13 protein-coding genes are annotated in these 18,692 nt (G+C 50.8%); 7 read left to right on the top strand and 6 right to left on the bottom strand.

All coding sequences use genetic code 11. The features are described from left to right. Window positions 1-22: 22 nt before the first annotated feature. Window positions 23-1,870: a malto-oligosyltrehalose trehalohydrolase gene (gene treZ / locus EPD17_RS17690; protein ID WP_132055854.1), complete on the bottom strand. Its 1,848-nt coding sequence runs from the start codon at window positions 1,868-1,870 to the stop codon at window positions 23-25. Further along, window positions 1,836-4,013, bottom strand: coding sequence for a glycogen debranching protein GlgX (gene glgX, locus EPD17_RS17685; protein ID WP_132055853.1), 2,178 nt, complete (start codon window positions 4,011-4,013; stop codon window positions 1,836-1,838). Before glgX ends, treZ begins: the two co-directional genes overlap by 35 nt. Window positions 4,014-4,329: 316 nt before the next feature. Between glgX and EPD17_RS17680 the strand changes: the two genes are divergently transcribed. From EPD17_RS17680 to EPD17_RS17655, 6 genes are all read left to right on the top strand, one after another. Further along, a complete protein-coding gene (locus EPD17_RS17680; RefSeq protein ID WP_132055852.1) occupies window positions 4,330-4,830 on the top strand; it encodes a hypothetical protein in 501 nt (166 codons plus the stop codon). A 152-nt stretch (window positions 4,831-4,982) separates the two neighbouring features. Further along, window positions 4,983-5,807 carry a hypothetical protein gene (locus tag EPD17_RS17675; protein WP_132055851.1) on the top strand — a complete coding sequence of 275 codons (825 nt, stop codon included), beginning with the start codon at window positions 4,983-4,985 and terminating at the stop codon, window positions 5,805-5,807. Between the two features lie 199 nt (window positions 5,808-6,006). Further along, complete coding sequence (locus EPD17_RS17670; protein ID WP_132055850.1) at window positions 6,007-7,635, top strand: glycerol-3-phosphate dehydrogenase/oxidase; 1,629 nt, start codon at window positions 6,007-6,009, stop codon at window positions 7,633-7,635. 97 nt (window positions 7,636-7,732) lie between these two features. Next, on the top strand, window positions 7,733-9,229 hold the full coding sequence (gene glpK, locus EPD17_RS17665) for a glycerol kinase GlpK (protein WP_132055849.1): 1,497 nt from the start codon (window positions 7,733-7,735) through the stop codon (window positions 9,227-9,229). Window positions 9,230-9,451: 222 nt separating this feature from the next. Then, window positions 9,452-10,186 carry an MIP/aquaporin family protein gene (locus tag EPD17_RS17660; RefSeq protein WP_114234838.1) on the top strand — a complete coding sequence of 245 codons (735 nt, stop codon included), beginning with the start codon at window positions 9,452-9,454 and terminating at the stop codon, window positions 10,184-10,186. A gap of 174 nt (window positions 10,187-10,360) precedes the next feature. Further along, complete coding sequence (locus EPD17_RS17655; protein ID WP_240040662.1) at window positions 10,361-11,197, top strand: glycerophosphodiester phosphodiesterase family protein; 837 nt, start codon at window positions 10,361-10,363, stop codon at window positions 11,195-11,197. A 142-nt stretch (window positions 11,198-11,339) separates the two neighbouring features. On the opposite strand, the gene EPD17_RS17650 is transcribed toward EPD17_RS17655, so the two are convergent. Continuing rightward, entirely contained in the window at window positions 11,340-11,849 is a 510-nt protein-coding gene (locus EPD17_RS17650; protein WP_114234840.1) for a hypothetical protein, read from the bottom strand. Between the two features lie 170 nt (window positions 11,850-12,019). Continuing rightward, window positions 12,020-12,403, bottom strand: a complete 384-nt coding sequence (trxA, locus tag EPD17_RS17645) for a thioredoxin (protein WP_132055847.1) — start codon at window positions 12,401-12,403, stop codon at window positions 12,020-12,022. Window positions 12,404-12,584: 181 nt separating this feature from the next. Between trxA and EPD17_RS17640 the strand changes: the two genes are divergently transcribed. After that, a complete protein-coding gene (locus EPD17_RS17640; RefSeq protein WP_132055846.1) occupies window positions 12,585-15,068 on the top strand; it encodes a zinc-dependent metalloprotease in 2,484 nt (827 codons plus the stop codon). 258 nt (window positions 15,069-15,326) lie between these two features. Here the strand turns inward: EPD17_RS17640 and EPD17_RS17635 are convergent, their stop codons facing one another. Continuing rightward, on the bottom strand, window positions 15,327-16,484 hold the full coding sequence (locus tag EPD17_RS17635; protein WP_132055845.1) for a hypothetical protein: 1,158 nt from the start codon (window positions 16,482-16,484) through the stop codon (window positions 15,327-15,329). A gap of 215 nt (window positions 16,485-16,699) precedes the next feature. Continuing rightward, window positions 16,700-18,673 carry a KUP/HAK/KT family potassium transporter gene (locus EPD17_RS17630; RefSeq protein WP_132055844.1) on the bottom strand — a complete coding sequence of 658 codons (1,974 nt, stop codon included), beginning with the start codon at window positions 18,671-18,673 and terminating at the stop codon, window positions 16,700-16,702. Window positions 18,674-18,692: the final 19 nt, after the last annotated feature.

Raw genomic sequence — 18,692 nt, 5'->3', positions numbered from 1 at the left:
TGCCGTGTTTAAATATTTACTTTTACTGGTTTGTATTTTGTGCCTGCTGCAGGTGCTCGTACACAACCACTGATTCCTGTTGTACGTCAACGTTAGTATCCGCCTTTTCTGGTGCTGCTTTTGGCCCACGCCATTTCGGATCTGCCGAATCAAATATTTTGCGGTAGCCAGCTGCATGCCGCGGTAAGGAAAGAGTTTGCATTTGTTGCGAAAAATTCATCAGGCAAACCACTTCTTTTTTACCCAGACCCCGGCGCAGCACAAGGCAGTTACTTGTCGCATCGGCTTTGGCGTGTACACCAGTCCTGTCGAGGATTTTCAACACTTCGTGTTCCTTGCGTAGTTGAATAATTGCCTGGTAATACTGCAGTGCCGTTTTGTGTGGTTCCTGTTCCAGCAACTGCCATTGCAGTTTGGATGTTTCAAACGTTTCCACCGCTACCGGGTCGGGTGCTTCGCCTTCGGCATGGAAGGCGGCAAATTCGGCCCTGCGACCTTCCCTTACCGCTGCAGCCAACTCGGGGTCGGTATGGCTTACAAAGTACAGGAAGGGATTCGGCTCGCTCCACTCTTCGCCCATAAACAACATCGGCACAAACGGGCTGAGCAACACTGCAGCCGCCATCAGTTTTTGCATTTCAAATGAATGCAGCACGCTGGTGCGTTCGCCCAGCATGCGGTTGCCTACCTGGTCGTGGTTTTGCGAAAAAACAATGAACTGTTTGCCCTCATGATCCCTTGCAGGAATGCCAAATTTTCGTTGCCGGTGCGGCGAATATTGACCATCGTATACATACGCATCATTGTAGGCTTTTGCCAGATGCTCAATGCCTGAAAAGTCGCTGTAGTAACCGGTGCGGCTACCGCCGGCCGCTACCCGCAGCGCATGATGAAATTCATCTACCCACTGCGCATCCATGCCAAAGCCGCCTTGTTTTAAAGGTTTGATGAAACGGGTGTCATTTAAATCGAGTTCAACAATCAGGTAATGCTTATTACCGGTTTCTTCGATTAAATCATCAGTCGCCTTCCTGATCTCCTGCAGCAGGTGCACAGCACTAAAATCTTTGATGGCATGCACGGCATCCAGGCGCAGCGCATCCACACCAAAATCTTTAAACCACATCAACGTATTTTGCACAAAATAGTCCCGCACACCATCGCACCACGCATCATCAAAATTGATGGCGTTGCCCCAGGGTGTTTTGTATTTATCGGTAAAATAAGGGCCGTAAATACCCAGGTAATTGCCTTCGGGGCCCATGTGGTTGTATACCACATCCAGCACCACTGCAATGCCTTGTTGGTGGCAGGCATTTACCAATTGCATCAGCCCTTCAGCGCCGCCATACGTGTTTTGCACAGCATATGGAAACACACCATCATAACCCCAGTTGCGGCCACCCGGAAATTGTGCTACCGGCATGAGCTCAATGGCATTTACACCCAATGATTTTAAGTAAGGCAATTTGCTGATGATGCCACCGAACGTGCCCTCCGGCGTAAAAGTGCCGGTATGCAATTCGTAAATGATGTATTCACCAAGTGCTGGCGCATCCCAACGGACATGCTTAGCCGAAAACTTGGAAAAGTCCAGTGCCTGTGAAGGACCATGCACACCATCCGGTTGCGATACGGAACCTGGGTCGGGGAAAGGTTCACCACCATCAACCGAAAGTTTATAGCGGGTACCATGTTGCAGGCTGCCCGTTTGCAATTGCCAATAACCTTCCGATGCCTGATGCAATTCCTCCGCGGTGTTTTTATCGGTCAGGTGCAGGGTTACACGGCTGGCCGTTGGCGCCCACACTTGTATTGTTGCTGCACCCGCGGCATCAAACCGTACGCCGGGCGCCTTTCTTTTGTTCATGTTCTTTTTTTTGTTGTGCAGTTAATGGGCTTAATAAAACCACCACCGATCGGCCGGCAACCGGCACCAATGAACTGGCGAGGTATTCGGTTTCTTCGTCTTCCACTTCGGCGGTGGCTGTGTCCAGAATCTTGATCCACCGGGTGCCATATATTTCCGAGGGCAACAGGTAATCAAGGCTGTCGTGGTATGCGTTGAAAATGATGTAAAAACTGTCGTCGATAATGTGCTCGCCGCGAGGCCCCACCGACCTCAGTCCGCGGCCGTTTAAATACACCGCCAGCGAACGGGCAAAATCGCTCCGCCAGGCATCTTCACCCATTTCAATGCCTTCGGGTAAAAACCAGGCAATGTCTTCCAGGCCGATGCCTTTAATAGGCTGGCCTTTAAACCAGCGCCTGCGGCAAAACACGGGGTGCTCTTTGCGCAGCTGAATCAGTTTTTGCGTAAAACGGAGCAGGTCTTTATCCGCATCCTGCCAGTCGATCCACGACACTTCATTGTCCTGGCAATAAGCATTATTGTTGCCGCCCTGTGTGCGGCTCAATTCATCGCCGGCCACCAGCATGGGCACACCTTGCGATAAGAAAAGCGTTGCCAAAAAGTTCCGCTTCTGTTGATTGCGTAGTTGCATGATTGCTGCATCATCGGTAGGGCCTTCCACACCGCAGTTCCACGACCGGTTGTGTGTTTCGCCATCGTTGTTGTATTCGCCGTTGGCTTCGTTGTGTTTTTCGTGGTAGCTCACTAGGTCGTGCAGTGTAAAGCCGTCATGTGCAGTAATAAAATTGATGGATGCCGTTGGCCTGCGGTAATCTTCTTTGTACAGGTCGGACGAGCCTGTAAACCGCTCCGCAAATTCTCCTAGCATGCTATCGGCGCCACGCCAGTAATCGCGGATGCAGTCGCGGTATTTGCCATTCCACTCGGCCCAGCCCGGCGGAAATTTACCGACCTGGTAACCGCCTTCGCCAATGTCCCAGGGTTCCGCAATCAGCTTTACCTGCGAGATCACGGGATCCTGGTGGATGATGTCGAAAAATGACCCGAGCCGGTCCACTTCGTGCAACTCACGGGCAAGTGTAGACGCAAGATCAAACCGGAAGCCATCGACATGCATTTCCAGTACCCAGTAGCGCAGGCTGTCCATTATGAGGCGCAGCACGTTTGGCATCATTGCATTCAGCGTGTTGCCTGTGCCGGTATAGTCCATGTAATAGCGCCCATCGGCCAAGCGGTAATACGATGCATTGTCGATGCCGCGGAACGAAAGGGTAGGACCCAACTGGTTGCCTTCGGCAGTGTGGTTGTACACCACGTCAAGAATAACTTCAATGCCGTTGCGGTGCAGCTCTTTTACCATGCTTTTAAATTCGGCTACCTGCTGGCCCGGCCCCGATGTGCTGCTGTAGCGTACATCCGGTGCAAAAAAGCCAATAGAATTATAGCCCCAGTAATTGGTGAGGCCGCGATCAACGAGGTGCCGGTCGGCTACAAAATGATGCACCGGCATCAGTTCTACTGCCGTAATGCCCAGGTCTTTTAGGTACTGAATAGTAACGGGGTGTGCCAGTGCTGCATAAGTGCCGCGCAGGTGCTCCGGAATATCGGGATGCTGGCGGGTAAATCCTTTTAAATGCGCTTCGTAAATGATGCTTTCGTGGTAGGGAATATTGGGCTGCTGCACCCCTTCCCAATCAAAATTGTGATCGATCACCACCGACTTTGGAATGTAAGGCGCACTGTCGGTTTCTGAAAAAGAAAGATCGCCATCGGGGTGGCCCACTTCGTAACCAAACAGCGAATCGTGCCATTGTATGGTGCCGGAAATGGCTTTGGCATATGGGTCGATCAGCAATTTATTGGGGTTAAACCGGTGGCCGTTTTCGGGATCGTATGGACCATAAACGCGGTAGCCGTACAGCTGGCCGGGTTGCAGGCCGGGCACATATACATGCCATACATGGTTGGTGCGTTCTTTTACCCGGATGTTCACCGATTCGTAAGCCGGGTCGTTGGGATCGAACAGGCAAAGGTCTACACCGGTGGCATTTTCTGCATACACGGCGAAGTTGACGCCTTCGTTGTCCCACGTGGCGCCCAATGGAAATGGGTGCCCTGGATACACTGATATTGGGTTCAAGGTGGTAATATTTTGATGATCGTCTGTATTTTCTGCTGCCTGTTGTGGCAAACAGGCATGGCAGTTGGTCAATATTCTTGCCAGCACGCCGGCTGCGCAAAACGGCGCTCTGGCGCCGGGTTTTAGCCCTAAGCCACGCAGTTTGGCGTTAAGCTGAGTAATGTTTTCAACAGCCTAAATTTTTGCACAGGCAAAGCCGGGCTTCTATCTTTGGCACCACGCAAGGATGTGTGCACTGTTTGCCTGCCTGTTTTTTTATGCAAGAAAAAAGTGCCGCTTCTGATTTTATTGCTCAATAAACGCCTATAAATACCCCATGAACGAACAGGAATTTTTGCAGGCAATACAGGCCCAGGCCACCGCATCCGGTATCAACCCGCTGCTGCTGATGTCGGGCATCGAAGGACTATATACCTTCAGGGAAGTGCCCGCCAATGCACTCAATTTCGATCTGCTCGACAACCTCATTCTGACCATTTTTGCGCTGCGCATTGGTGATACTTTTGATGCCATTGCACGGGAAAACCTCGATGCCGAAAACCTGCAGGCCCGGGTTGTGGCCGAGTGGGAGTTGGGTGAGTTTACACCCGAGGAAATAAGCAATAGCGGCGATGCTTTTTTGCAATCGTTTGCGCAAACATTGGGCACCAGCACGCCGGTGCGCCGCTACCACCGCAAGGCGCTGGAAGTAGCTGCCGTTGAAGTGCGCAAAGCACAGCTGCATTTCGACAACAACAGCATTGGTGCCATCACTTTTGCCCTGTGCCAGGGCCAATTAAAAGACAGCCTGCACTTAGCTGCACTGTTCAGCAGGTAAATTGTTTTCTATTTTTTGCTGCTCATTGAGTTGTCGTTATTTCAGTGCGGTCAGTTGTTTGTTTTGCCTCAATGCCTGACGTAAGTCACCGCTTTTGCTGCCTGTAGTTTGTACCTTTTGCATGGCTTTTTATCATCCTTCAATCTATTGCCATGAAAAAGATTTTATTGGCGTTTGACGGAACAGCCTTTTCAGAAGGGACGTTTAGTTTTATTCGCCAACTCAACGAACGGCAGCCTATCCTGGCCGTTGCCGTGTTTGTACCGCAGGTAAGTTTTGCATCGCTGTGGAGCTATGGTGCAGCCGCCGGCGGCCCAGATTTTATTCCCCTGCTCGAACAATCGGAAGCCGACCAGGTGCAGGAAAATATCCATCGTTTTGAAACGCTTTGTACGCAACACAACATCCGCCATTCGGTGCACAAACATTTCTATGATTTTGCACTGCCCGAACTAAAAGAAGAATCGCGCTTTGCTGACTTGCTGGTGTTAAGCAGCGAAAAGTTTTACCAGCAATGGGGCACCGATGAAGCTGCAAGTTTTTTACGCGATGTGGTGCATGCTGCCGAATGCCCGGTGGTGATTGTGCCGGAGCATTTTGTTTTTCCGGGTAAAAACATTTTGGCTTATGATGGCAGCGCATCTTCGGTGTATGCCATCAAGCAGTTTGCATACCTGTTTCCGGAATTGCTGGCCAATAAATCGTTGCTGGTTTATTTAAAAGAAGACACGGAATCTGCCATTCCTGCGCAGGGACAAATCAGCGAATTGGCAGGTGCACATTTTCCCAACCTCGAACAAATAGGCCTGCACATGGCGCCACGGAAGGAGTTCAGCCAATGGGTTGCCGAAAACGACGATGCCATACTGGTATGTGGTGCATTCGGCCGTTCTATTGTTTCGCAGTTGTTCCGCAAAAGCTTTGTTTCCGATGTTATTGAAGTACACAAGCTGCCGGTGTTTATTGCGCACAAGTAGTGTTGGGGAAGATGATAGATGGTTGAGCACAGACTAAAGACTACAGATTACAAATTATAGATTTTAGACTGGAAACGAATGGTAGTGGATAGATGCCTGCTGTGTTGAATTGCGTCTTGTTTATTATCTCTTGTCTATCATCTATCATCTCCCATCCATCATCTTCTATTTTCTTCCTACATTCAGGAAAGTTTTCTTCATGAATGCCGCAACTCGGCCCACCCTTTCCTTTACCCGTGCAGCAGCGCTGCAGCAAATTGAGAACACACCGCTTTGGGACGTGGTTGTTATTGGCGGTGGTGCTACCGGATTGGGCATTGCGGTGGATGCCGCAAATCGCGGTTTAAAGATTTTATTACTCGAACGTTTTGATTTTGCGCAGGGCACGTCCAGTCGCAGCACCAAATTGGTTCATGGCGGTGTACGTTACCTGGCACAAGGCCAATTGGGGCTTGTGTTTGAAGCCTTGCGTGAACGGGGGTACCTGTTGCGCAATGCAACACATCTGGTGCGCAAACAAAGCTTTATAATTCCTTGTTACAACCGCAGTTCGCTGGCCAAATATTGGGCTGGTTTAAAGCTGTATGACTGGCTTTCGGTGCAGCATAGTTTTGGCGCATCGCAATGGCTTTCGACAGCGCAGGTGGCTGCCCTTTTGCCCGGTGTGCAATCCAATCATTTGTGTGGCGGCATACAGTATTTCGATGGGCAGTTTGATGATGCGCGGCTGGCACTCAATTTAGCCCAAACAGCTGCGGAGCAGGGCGCTGCATTAATCAACTATATTTCGGTGGAGCGGCTGCTGAAAAAGGGCAGCCTTGTAAGTGGTGTGGAAGCAAAAGATTCTGAAACCGGGCGCATTTATGAAATACCTGCAAAAGTTGTGATCAATGCAACCGGTGTTTTTGTGGATGCATTGATGCAGATGGATGCACCCGAAACGAAATCATGGGTGCGGCCCAGCCAGGGCATTCACCTGGTGCTGGAGCGTTCTTTTCTTCCGGGCAATGCGGCGCTGATGATACCGCAAACATCCGACGGCCGCGTGTTGTTTGCGCTGCCCTGGTACAACCGGCTGCTGGTGGGCACAACCGATACACCATTGCACCAACATTCGTTTGAACCCAAGGCTTTGGATGAAGAAATTGATTTTGTGTTGCACAACGTGGCGCAGTACCTAACGCATATCCCTACCCGAAAAGATGTGCAAAGTGTGTTTGCAGGATTGCGGCCGCTGGCTGCACCACAGGACGGTACCAGCAAAACAAAGGAAATTTCCCGCAGCCATAAATTGCTGGTGGCGCCATCGGGGCTCATCACCATCACCGGCGGTAAATGGACCACCTATCGGAAAATGGCCGAAGACGCAGTGAATGCAGCCATTAAAGTTGGTGGCTTTAATCCTGTGGTTTGCACTACCAAAAATTTACTCATACATGGCTGTACATCTGCACCCCAAACAAGCCACTGGAGTATTTATGGTTCCGATGCCAGCGCCATACAAGATTTGCTGCAGCAACATCCTGAATGGCAGCAAAAAATTGCTGCAGGCCATCCCTACACAGTTGCCGAAGTAATATGGGCGGTGCGCCACGAAATGGCCCGCACTGTTGCCGATGTTTTGGCCCGCAGGCTACGCCTCCTGTTTTTAGATGCGGCTGCCGCTACTGAAGCAGCACAATTGGTGGCCCGCATCATGGCTATAGAACTGGCACAAAATGAAGCCTGGGAAAAGGGCCAGATCATTGCTTTTGCCGAACTCGCCAGGCACTACCTGCCCGATGCCGTGCCGGTTTCCAACGCCGCAATTATGAGTCAGGAAAAGTAAGGACCGGAGCGGTGGATTTTTGCTTACGCTAATCTTTTTTCAGGAATAAAAAAAGGTCCTATCTTTTTCACTCTTATTGCCCACTTAATTTGCTACGATGAGCTTGCCACCTTATATCCTGTCGCTTGACCAGGGTACTACTTCTTCACGTGCCCTGCTGTTCAATCATGCCGGCGAAATTGTTTCGCTGGCGCAAAAAGAATTTACACAGATATACCCGCAAGCCGGTTGGGTGGAGCACGACCCTGCCGAAATATGGAGCACACAGGCATCGGTGGCTACCGAAGCTATCTTAAAAGCCGGCGCTAGTCCCACAGATATTGCTGCTATTGGCATCACCAACCAGCGTGAAACTACAATTGTGTGGGATCGCAATACGGGCAATGCCATTTGCAATGCTATTGTGTGGCAGGACCGGCGCACCGCAGCCTTTTGCGACCAACTGCAGCAGGAAGGCCAGCTGCAAATCATCCGCGACAAAACCGGGCTGGTGATCGACGCATATTTTTCTGCCACCAAACTGCACTGGATTTTAAACAATGTGGAAGGTGCACGCCAGCGTGCAGAAAAGGGAGAATTGCTTTTTGGTACGGTCGATAGTTGGCTGGTATGGAATCTTACCGGTGGCGAAGTGCATATTACCGATGTTACCAACGCATCGCGAACCTTGTTGTTCAACATACATACGCTGCAGTGGGATGATGAATTGTTGCAGCTTTTTGGCGTACCGCGTTGCATGCTGCCCGAGGTCAAATCTTCTTCTGAATTGTATGGCCATACTGCTGGACGTTTGTTGGCGCACCGCATTCCCATTGCCGGCATTGCCGGCGATCAGCAGGCGGCACTTTTTGGCCAGCAATGCACCCGCCCGGGTATGGTAAAAAACACGTACGGCACGGGCTGTTTTATGCTGATGAATATTGGCAGCCAGCCAGTGCTGTCGCAAAATAATTTGCTGACCACCGTAGCCTGGAAAATTGGCAACGAAGTGCAGTATGCGCTGGAAGGAAGCATTTTTATTGGCGGCGCCGTAGTGCAGTGGTTGCGCGACGGATTGGGACTGATCGCAACTGCTGCCGAAGTGGAAAACCTTGCGCAGGCAGTGTCCCACACCGACGGTGTTTATTTAGTGCCTGCATTTGCAGGCCTGGGCGCACCCCACTGGAACGGCCATGCACGGGGCATAGTGGTGGGCCTTACCCGCGGCACTACCGATGCGCACCTGGCAAGGGCTGCGCTGGAAAGCATTGCTTTTCAAACCGGCGATGTGCTGCAATGTATGGAACGTGATGCAGGCAAACCCGTTACCGAATTGCGGGTGGATGGCGGCGCTACGGCAAACAACCTGCTGATGCAGATACAGGCCGATGTGCTGCAAACATCCGTAGTGCGGCCGCAGGTATCCGAAACAACAGCTATGGGTGCTGCGTTCCTAGCCGGCCTCGCCGTTGGTTTTTGGAAAGACTTATCCTCACTGGAACAACAATGGAAAATAGACCAACAATTTACCCCGCAACCCAGTGAAAACCGGGACGCTTGGCTGCAAGGCTGGCAACGGGCTGTAAAGGCTTGCCTGGCCTGGGCGGAAGGATAGGAAGTAACAATGACAGATGATGGATGATTGATGATGGAGGAAAGACAGGAGACAATAGATAATAGACAATAGATAAGAAATATTAGTCAAGAGGCAGGACGCAATTCTTTACGCCTTGCGTCTACACGCCGAAATTGGTTTTAGTCTAAAATCTAATGTCTATAGTCTATCATCTCTCGTCTACTATCTCAACTCCATTTGCTCCTAATAAACAACAACAATATGTCTGAATTTTCGGCTGAACTACTGGGCACTTTCCTGCTGATATTATTGGGCAACGGGGTAGTGGCCAACACTGTTTTAAAGGACACGAAAGGGCACAATGGCGGCTGGATCGCCATCACCACCGGCTGGGCACTGGCCGTGTTTGTAGGGGTGGTTATCGCGGCACCTTACAGTGGCGCACACCTCAATCCTGCCGTTACTTTGGGCCTGGCCATTGCCGGTAAATTTGCCTGGGGAAAAGTGGCCCTGTATATGCTGGCGCAATTGCTTGGATCAATGCTCGGTGCGTTCTTCGTGTGGGTGGTTTATTATCATCATTTCAACGCCACAGCCGAACCCGATACCTGTCTTGCCGTGTTTTGCACGGGGCCTGCCATACGCCACCGCACTTTTAATTTGCTGAGCGAAATAGTAGGCACATTCGTGCTGGTTTTCGTGGTATTTTATTTTACACAAGGCGAAATGGGTAACGATAAAACACCAGTAGGATTGGGTTCATTAGGCGCAGTGCCCGTTGCCTTCCTGGTGTGGGCCATTGGTTTGGGGCTGGGCGGCACTACCGGTTATGCCATCAACCCTGTTCGCGACCTGGGGCCGCGCCTGGTTCATGCCGTGTTGCCCATACGCACCAAAGGCACATCCAACTGGGCCTATGCATGGGTGCCTATAATCGGCCCATTGGTTGGTGCAGCGGTTGCTGCTTTGCTTTACTTTTTGGTACGGGTAAATTAAGAGGCTAGGTGTACCGGCAATGCGTAACCGAAAAGTAATATTTGCTGCGGTTGTTGGTTGTTACTTTTGAGCCCGATGACTGTTCACCCTAATCCAAGCTCGATGTTTAGAATTTGTTTAGTGCTCCTGGCCTTGGTGGCAACCCAGTGCAATCCTGTACGCAACACAGCGCAAATGAAATCACCCTCTTTGGACCTGCAGGGCCACCGCGGTGCCCGTGGCCTGCTGCCCGAAAATACCATTCCGTCCATGCTGCGTGCCATTGATTTGGGTGCAACTACACTAGAACTGGATGTGGTGATCAGCGGCGATAAAAAAGTGGTGGTGTCGCACGATCATTATTTTCATGAACACATTACCACTGCACCGGATGGCAGCACGTTTGACCGTGCCACGGCCACCAGCCATTTGTTGTATCAAATGCCGTACGACAGCATCCGCAAATACGACGTAGGATTAAAACCGCATCCCAGCTTTCCGCAGCAGGAGAAAATGGCCGTGTACAAACCACTGCTTTCCGAGCTGTTGCAGGCCTGCGAACAACATGCAAAAGCAAAAGGTAAAAGCGTTCGGTATAACATTGAGATCAAATCCTCTGCCAGCGGCGATGGCACCCGCCACCCTGCGCCGCCCGAGTTTGTAACCCTGGTACTGGATGTTTTGCGGCAGCAAAAAGTAATGGACCATGCATATATCCAATCGTTTGATGTGCGGCCGCTGCAATACCTGCACCAACAGCATCCGGGTGTGACGGTTTCGTACCTGGTGGAAGCATCAAAAGAGCCACTGGAAAGCCAACTCGCAAAGCTTGGTTTTGTTCCCGCCATTTACAGTCCGCATTTCTCTATTGTTACCAAAGAACTGGTGCAGCAAGTGCGTGCCAAAGGCATGAAGATAGTGCCCTGGACCGTGAACGAACTGGCGCAGATGCAGCAACTGGTTGACGCCGGTGTGGATGGTATTATTTCCGATTATCCAAATTTATTCAGCCAACTGGTGCCGGCTAAATAACCGCGTTGAATCAGTATTCTTTTTGCGGTATTTGTCACATAAAAATTGCAGTAAAATTGATGCCGCAGTTTAGATGTTTCTTTATAAAAAAATGCAACGCCAAATAATCGGCGTTGCATTTTCAATTCTATAAAAAGACCGACTACTTTTTTGGATTGGTAGCCACGTTAAACTCTTGTCCTTCGCCGCGGATGGCAGTGATGTAATGATTGCCGTGAATATCGCTGAAATGCAGTTGCACCACGTAGCGGCATTGCACCAAAGGCAACCCTTTTGAAATGCCGGTTACAATAAACAGGTCTTCGGTTTCGATGCGCACCGGGAAAAAGCGATCGTCCAGAAAGTCAATATCCGGCGTGCTGGTCACCACTTTTTCCAGCACCGCTGCAGCACCCAGGTTTTGCAGTTTTATATCAATGCGATTAATGTTTTCATTCAGGCTGACGCCCACCGCTGCAAACTGTGGCTGCACCGCGGTGCGGATGCGTTCGAGCAGCAGGTTGTATTCTTCGGATTGGTTTTTGGCCTGCACCTGAAGCTTGTCGATTGTTTTTTTATGCCGCCTGCATTGTACGGCCAGGTATAAACTCAGTATCAGTGAAACTGCGCCAGTGGCAAGGCCCACTGGGACTAAAAGCGCGGTAGTGGACATTCAGGTACGTTTAAGACAAAACTATCTGCTTTATCGGAAAGCAGAAATGACACAGCGGTTTTTTTTACATATCTATACAGTCTGCACAAATTGCAATCATTTTTTAAGTGTAAACTATTGAAATGTATCACAGTGCGTTTCAACAGCTTTTTTCCGTTAATGACCAAAGGTTAGGCTTCGCCGTTCTCCTTGGGTTGTGCAGCCAGCAGTCGTTCGGTAATGACCTGCACAAATGCATTTTTGGGCAACGCGCCGCGTTGCATCATGGGGCTGCCTTCAACGGGAATAAATAAAAATGTGGGGATGCTTTGAATGCCAAACAAACCGGAAAGTTCCTGCTCGGCATCGGTGTCAATTTTATAAATGTCCACCTGGTCTTTGTATTCTTCCGAAAGTTCTTCCAGCACCGGCGCCACTGCTTTGCAGGGACCGCACCAGTCGGCATAAAAATCAATGATGGCCGGCCGGCTGCCCTTGAACTGCCATTCGTTGCCTGTTTCGTAATCAAAAATTTCGGCGCGGAATTCGGCTGCCGTCATTTTTTTTGTTGCCATGAGCTTTAGGTTTCGGGTGTTTAATGCCCAAATGTAGCCCTTTCGCATTTGCCGGGTTTTTTTGCGGTCCATTTTTATAAAACTGTCATTCTTTTCATGCTAAAAGAATGAGGCGTATTTAAAACGGCCCTGCGGTTAAAATAAGGGTGCATTGCCCTAATTTGTGTGCAAAGAACCCGCTATGCGCTTACCTTTTTTATTGCTCTTTTCCCTCTTCAGCATTCAACTTCTTTTTGCACAAAAGCCCGAACCGGCAGCCGCTGATAAAACGGCAACCGGCATTGCTGCATTTACTAAGGGCATGCAATCTATTCCCGGTTATTTTCCGCTGTACTGGGATGCCCAGAAAGGCCGCATGTTTTTGGAAATAGATAAATGGAACCTCGAGTTTTTGTATTACCCGTCACTTGCTGCGGGTATGGGCTCAAACGATATTGGCCTCGACCGCGGCCGCATGGGCCAGCAATACGTGGTGCAATGGGAGCGGTCGGGAAATAAAGTACTGCTGGTGGCACAGAACTACGATTACCGCGCCAACACAACCAGCGAAATGGAGCGCCGTGCAGTGGCCGAATCCTTTGCCCGGTCTGTGTTGTGGGGTTTTGAAGTAGCCGCACAGGAAGGTGGCAAAGTACTGATCGACGGCACGCCGTTCTTTTTACAACAAGATGCAGTTGGTGCTGCACAAGCCATTGCCCGTACAAGGCAGGGCAACTACCGCATCGATCCGTTGCGCAGTGCGTTTTATTTACCCATGACCAAAAACTTTCCCCAAAACACAGAGGTGGAAGTAACGACTACCTGGACAGGGGAGGGTGCCGGTGCTTACCTGCGCCAGGTGGTGCCCGTGCCGGGTGCCGTTACGCTGCGGCAGCATTTTTCATTTGTACAACTGCCCGATGGCGACTACAAGCCGCGGGTATTTGATCCCCGCACCGGCAGCGGCTATATTTCCTATTTCGACTATGCCACACCGGTAGATCAGCCCATCGAAAAGCGTTTTATCCGCCGCCATCGTTTGGAAAAGCGGGACCCTGCCGCAGCCATGAGCGAAGCGGTAAAACCTATAATTTATTATGTCGATCCGGGTACGCCGGAACCCATCCGCACTGCATTGGTTGAAGGAACTAAATGGTGGAATACCGCATTTGAAGCTGCTGGTTATAAAAATGCATTCCAGGTGCAGTTGTTGCCACCCGATGCCGACCCAATGGACATTCGGTATAACCTGGTGCAATGGGTGCACCGCAGCACCCGCGGCTGGTCGTACGGCGGCGGCATTACCGACCCGCGCACCGGCGAGATCATCAAAGGAAAAGTAACGCTGGGTTCTTTGCGGGTTCGGCAGGACCTGCTGATTGCACAAGGGCTGCTGGCTGATTTTGAAGACGGCAAACAACTGTCGCCGCAAATTATGGAGCTGTGCATGGCACGGATGCGCCAGCTGGCGGCACACGAAGTGGGCCACACACTGGGCCTGCCGCACAACTATATTGCCAGTACGCAGGGCCGTGCATCGGTGATGGATTACCCGCATCCTTTGGCAAAACTGGATGCGCAGGGAAATGTTGATCTGTCCGATGCTTATGCCGAAGGTATTGGTGAGTGGGATAAAGCGGCGGTGACAATGGCTTATGCCCAGTTTGCGCAAGGCGCCGATGAACAAAAAGAGTTGTCGAAACTGGTAGAACAATACCATCAGAAAGGATTGAGCTTTATGGCCGACCAGGATGCACGGCCTGCAGGTAGTGCACACCCGGCAGTGCACCTGTGGGATAATGGCAGCAGTGCCGTTGCAGAACTGGACCGCGTTATGAAACTGCGGACCGCTGTGCTCCGCAATTTTTCGGAAAAAAAGATACCGATAGGTGCACCGTTGGCCACGCTGGAAGAAATGCTGGTGCCCATTTACCTGATGCACCGCTACCAAGCCGAAGCCGCTGCCAAAGTACTGGGCGGCGTGACCTACACTTATGCACTGCGTGGCGATGGGCAAAAGCCGGTAGTAATGGTGCCGGCAAAAGAGCAGTGGGGTGCATTAGATGCTTTGCTTAAAACAATTAGCCCGGAGCAACTGGCCCTACCGGAAAAAGCGTTGCAACTGATTCCGCCGCGGCCCTATGGCTATGATAAAAATGAGCGGGAAACATTTAGCGGTAATACCGGCCTTACGTTCGACCCGGTGGCACCCGCAGCCGTTGCTGCTAACATGACCCTGAGCTTTGTGCTGCACCCCGAACGGGCTGCACGGCTGGTGGCGCACAGTGCTCTTTACCCGGAGCTGCCTTCGCTGGAAGCAGTGATCGACCGCATTGTAACGGCTACCATAAAAGCACCCACAAAAAGCGGTTATGCAGCACTGTTACAGCAGTCGGTAAACAACCAGGTGCTGAAGCAATTGCTGCTACTGGCCAATAACAAAGATGCGATGCCGCAGGTGCAGGCCATTGCAGGCATTAAGCTGTCCGAATTGAAACAATGGCTAACAGCGGCACCGGCGAAAGACGTAGCGTGGAGAGCGTATTACCGCTATACACTCAATCAAATCAAAGAGCTGGAAGCCGGTGGCGAAAAGCTTACCGTGCCGGGCACTTTACCCATACCAGATGGGGCACCGATTGGCGCGACTGATGAAGATTGGTTGAACTGCAGTGCCGGTAATTAAAGAAAATGTAACTCCGTCATTGCGAGGCGCCTTAGGCACTTTGTAATTTTTGCATCTCTTGCGCCGAAGCAATCTCCTGCTATCCTTCAGATTCATGCTAATCGTTTCAATAGAAAGCTATGGGTGCGTTGGGTTGCAGGAGATTGCTTCGGCGCAAGAGTTATCTGGCAGTTCAGTTGCTCGTGTAGCGCCTCGCAATGACGTACAAAAGCCCGGATTGTCGTTCCGGGCTTTTGTTTTTCATAAATACAATTTTGGTTAAAAACTCCGCTGGTAGTGCTGCCGTAGGTGTTGTACCAGGTCACTTTCAATTTGCTGCATCAGGTCTTCCACAATCTCGTCTTCGCGGGGCACCCTGATGTCTTCAGGTTTGTTGTTTTTGATCAACTCTTTATCGGTAGTGCTCAGTGCTCGTTCGTCGCCGGTGTAGGTTACAAACTTTGCTTCGCGGCGGTGCTCACCCCGGAATTCATCATTCCACAAAATCCGTCCGCCGGCATCGCGGGTAGTTAAAAACAAGGAAGCTTCCGACACCAACATGCGCCGGGTAGTGGCGATCCTGGCCTTTACGGTAGCGTATTCTTTTACCACCGAATCTTTTTTATACACCGTTTCTTTTACCACCACTTCTTTTTGCACGGTGCGGGTTTCGGATTGGTCGTATGGGCGGCCAATAACCAGGCGGCTCATGCGCATTTCCAAAATTTCGTCGGGCACAATGTCGCGGCTGCGGCCTTCCCATTCAGTAATAAAACGCACAAACTCGCTGCCCGAATGTATGTTCAGCTTGCGCACCAGCCGGTCCTGGAAATTGCGCATCTGGTATGATGAGTTGCTGTAATAATAATTGGAACCCTGCAGGTCGATGGGCACCACTAATATTTTTAAGGTAGCCATATCGAGGGCATATTGCACCTGCTTCTTAATATCCACATCATTGGGTTTCAGGCGCTGTGCTGCCTGGTATTCGCGGTACGCCTCGCGGTAGCCGGTAATGGTTTCGTCGTCCATCCATTTTTCGGCACGCTCCAGCCGCACATCGGCGGCTTTGTTGCGGTAGGTTTCCACAAAGCTGGCGTAATCGGTAGCGGCCACTGCACGGGCTGCGGCCGGCACCTGCTGCACCGAATGGTACAGTTGCTGCAGGTTGGCGTACTGGCGGTAGGCCTGCTCGTAGCGGTTTTCCGAAGCACTGTTCAGCACGGTGCGGATCTCGCCTTCCTGCCGGGCCACCGCTTCGCGGTAGGCATCTTTTAAAATAGATTTGGCTGTGGCGTCGTTGGGTTCTTTTTGCAGCTTGCGGATGGAGCGTTCGATGGCCTCGGCATAGTTGCCGCGGTCGTACATTTTTTGCGCCGACTTGCAGGCCGCAAAAGCAAACAGGAACAAAACAGCAGTTATGTAGATTTTGGTCATGGTAGAACGGTTTTATATATAGGAGTATTTGGAACGGATAAAGTTACAGGAGGCGGAATGAATTAAGAAAGCGTTAGGAGATTTACGATTTACGATTTTGGGATTGACGATTGAAACAGCCAATTAAAAGGGGGAAAATTAATTTAGGCCGGAGGCCGAAATCCGAAATCTGAAATCCCAAAATCGTAAATCGTAAATCGTCAATCCCAGATCTCCTAATCTACCTGCACCCGCTTCAATTGTATATTCGTTACTGGTGAAACGATGAGCGGGAATTTTTCGATGATCACGTTGCTCACATCGAGGCCAAAGCCACGCTCCTCCGAAAGGCTGCGTTCCTTGAGCCAGAAATACATTTTCATCACCAGGCGTTCCAGGAACGGCAGGTCGTTGTCCTGGCTCAGGTATTTTTCCATAACAATAAAAGTAAAATCGCCCACCGTGTTGCTGCGTTCCAGGCTTTCGTAGCGGCTGGTGATGTTTACTTCTTTGTTCTTCACCAGGTCTTCCACCACCTTGCGGAACATGAGGTTGATGCGCGGCTGCACCCGGAAGCCCAGGCGAAACTCCACGCGGATGATGTCGTTTGGAATGATGTGGTCTACTTTATATTCCATGGTATAAGGCTCGTCCAGTGTGTCGACATGTACAAACCAGTATATATCCGACCGTTTGGGTTTTTTGTTTAAAATGGAATAAATAATCTTATGCTCAATTTCCTTGGGGTTATCGGCCGAGGTAAGGTATACCAGGTGCGTGGCATATTTGGGCACGGAGCGGTCGTTGCTCAACTCCTGGATCTTAGGAATATAGCTTTCCAGCCGCACAAACTCCACGTAGCGGTTTTTGATCTTGCGGGCTTTAAACCAGGAGTACATTACGAGGAACATCACGCCGCCAATAAGCAGGGTAATGTAACCGCCATGTGCAAATTTTTCCATCAATGCCGTCAGGAACAGTATTTCGATGGCCGTGTAAAAAACAAGAAACAGCCAAATGTAAATGGGCTTGATACGCCGCGACACCATGTAGTTGGAAAACAGCACGGTGGTCATAAGCATGGTTACCACAATGGCCAAACCATAGGCTGCTTCCATACGGCTAGAGGTGCGGAAATACAGTACTACGCCCACACAACCCAAAAACATCAGGAAGTTGAGCGAAGGAATGAACAGTTGACCACGTTCCTCGGAGGGATAATTGATGCGCAGCTTGGGCCAAAGGTTGAGGCGCATGGCTTCGGAAATCAGGGTAAACGAACCCGAGATCATGGCCTGGCTGGCAATGATGGCGGCCACGGTGGCAATCACCACACCGGGAATAATAAACCACTGGGGCATCAGGTCGTAAAAAGCATTGATGCCCAACTGCTCTTTTACTGCTGGCGAAACGGTAAGGTCGCGGTGGTAGTGTAGGAGTGAGGCGCCCTGCCCCAGGTAGTTGAGGATGAGGCAGCTTTTCACAAAAATCCAGGTAACCCTGATGTTGCTGCGGCCACAATGACCCAGGTCGCTGTACAGTGCCTCGGCACCGGTGGTACAAAGGAATACGGCACCCAGCAGCCACAGGGCGTTGGGGTAAGCGCTTACAAATTGAAAAGCATAGTGCGGGCTAAAGGCTTTTAAAATGCTCCAGTCATCGGAAAGGTGCGATATGCCCAGCACCGCCAGCATGGAAAACCAAACCGCCATGACCGGCCCAAAAAAGCGGCCGATGGATGCGGTGCCAAATTGCTGCAGGAAAAAAAACAGCGCCAGGATGACCAGTACGATGTAAACAATATAATGATCGATGGCTCGGAACTGCGGCAACTCCCGCAAGCCTTCGACGGCAGATGTAATGGAAATGGGCGGTGTAATAATACCATCGGCCAAAAGTGCGGCTCCGCCAATCATGGCCGGCATTACCAGCCACCGCCTGTGCCGGCGCACCAGGGCATACAGTGCAAAGGTGCCCCCTTCACCCCGGTTATCGGCTTTCAATACCAGCAATACATACTTAACGGTGGTTTGCAGCGTAATGGTCCAGATGATGCAGGACAGGCTGCCAATGATCAGTTCGTCGGTAATGGTACGGCCGTTGATGATGGCGTTGTAAACATAGAGGGGCGAGGTGCCGATATCGCCGTAAATAATTCCAAGTGCTACAATCAGTCCGGCGGTCGTTACGCGGTTTAAAGGAATTCTCACCTGTGGTTTTTTTCAATAG

Source organism: Pseudocnuella soli (assembly GCF_004347775.1).
Taxonomy (GTDB): Bacteria; Bacteroidota; Bacteroidia; order Chitinophagales; family Chitinophagaceae; genus Flavisolibacter; species Flavisolibacter aquaticus.
The sequence above is the reverse complement of the archived record's forward strand: the minus strand, read 5'-3'. Positions and strand labels throughout refer to the sequence as shown.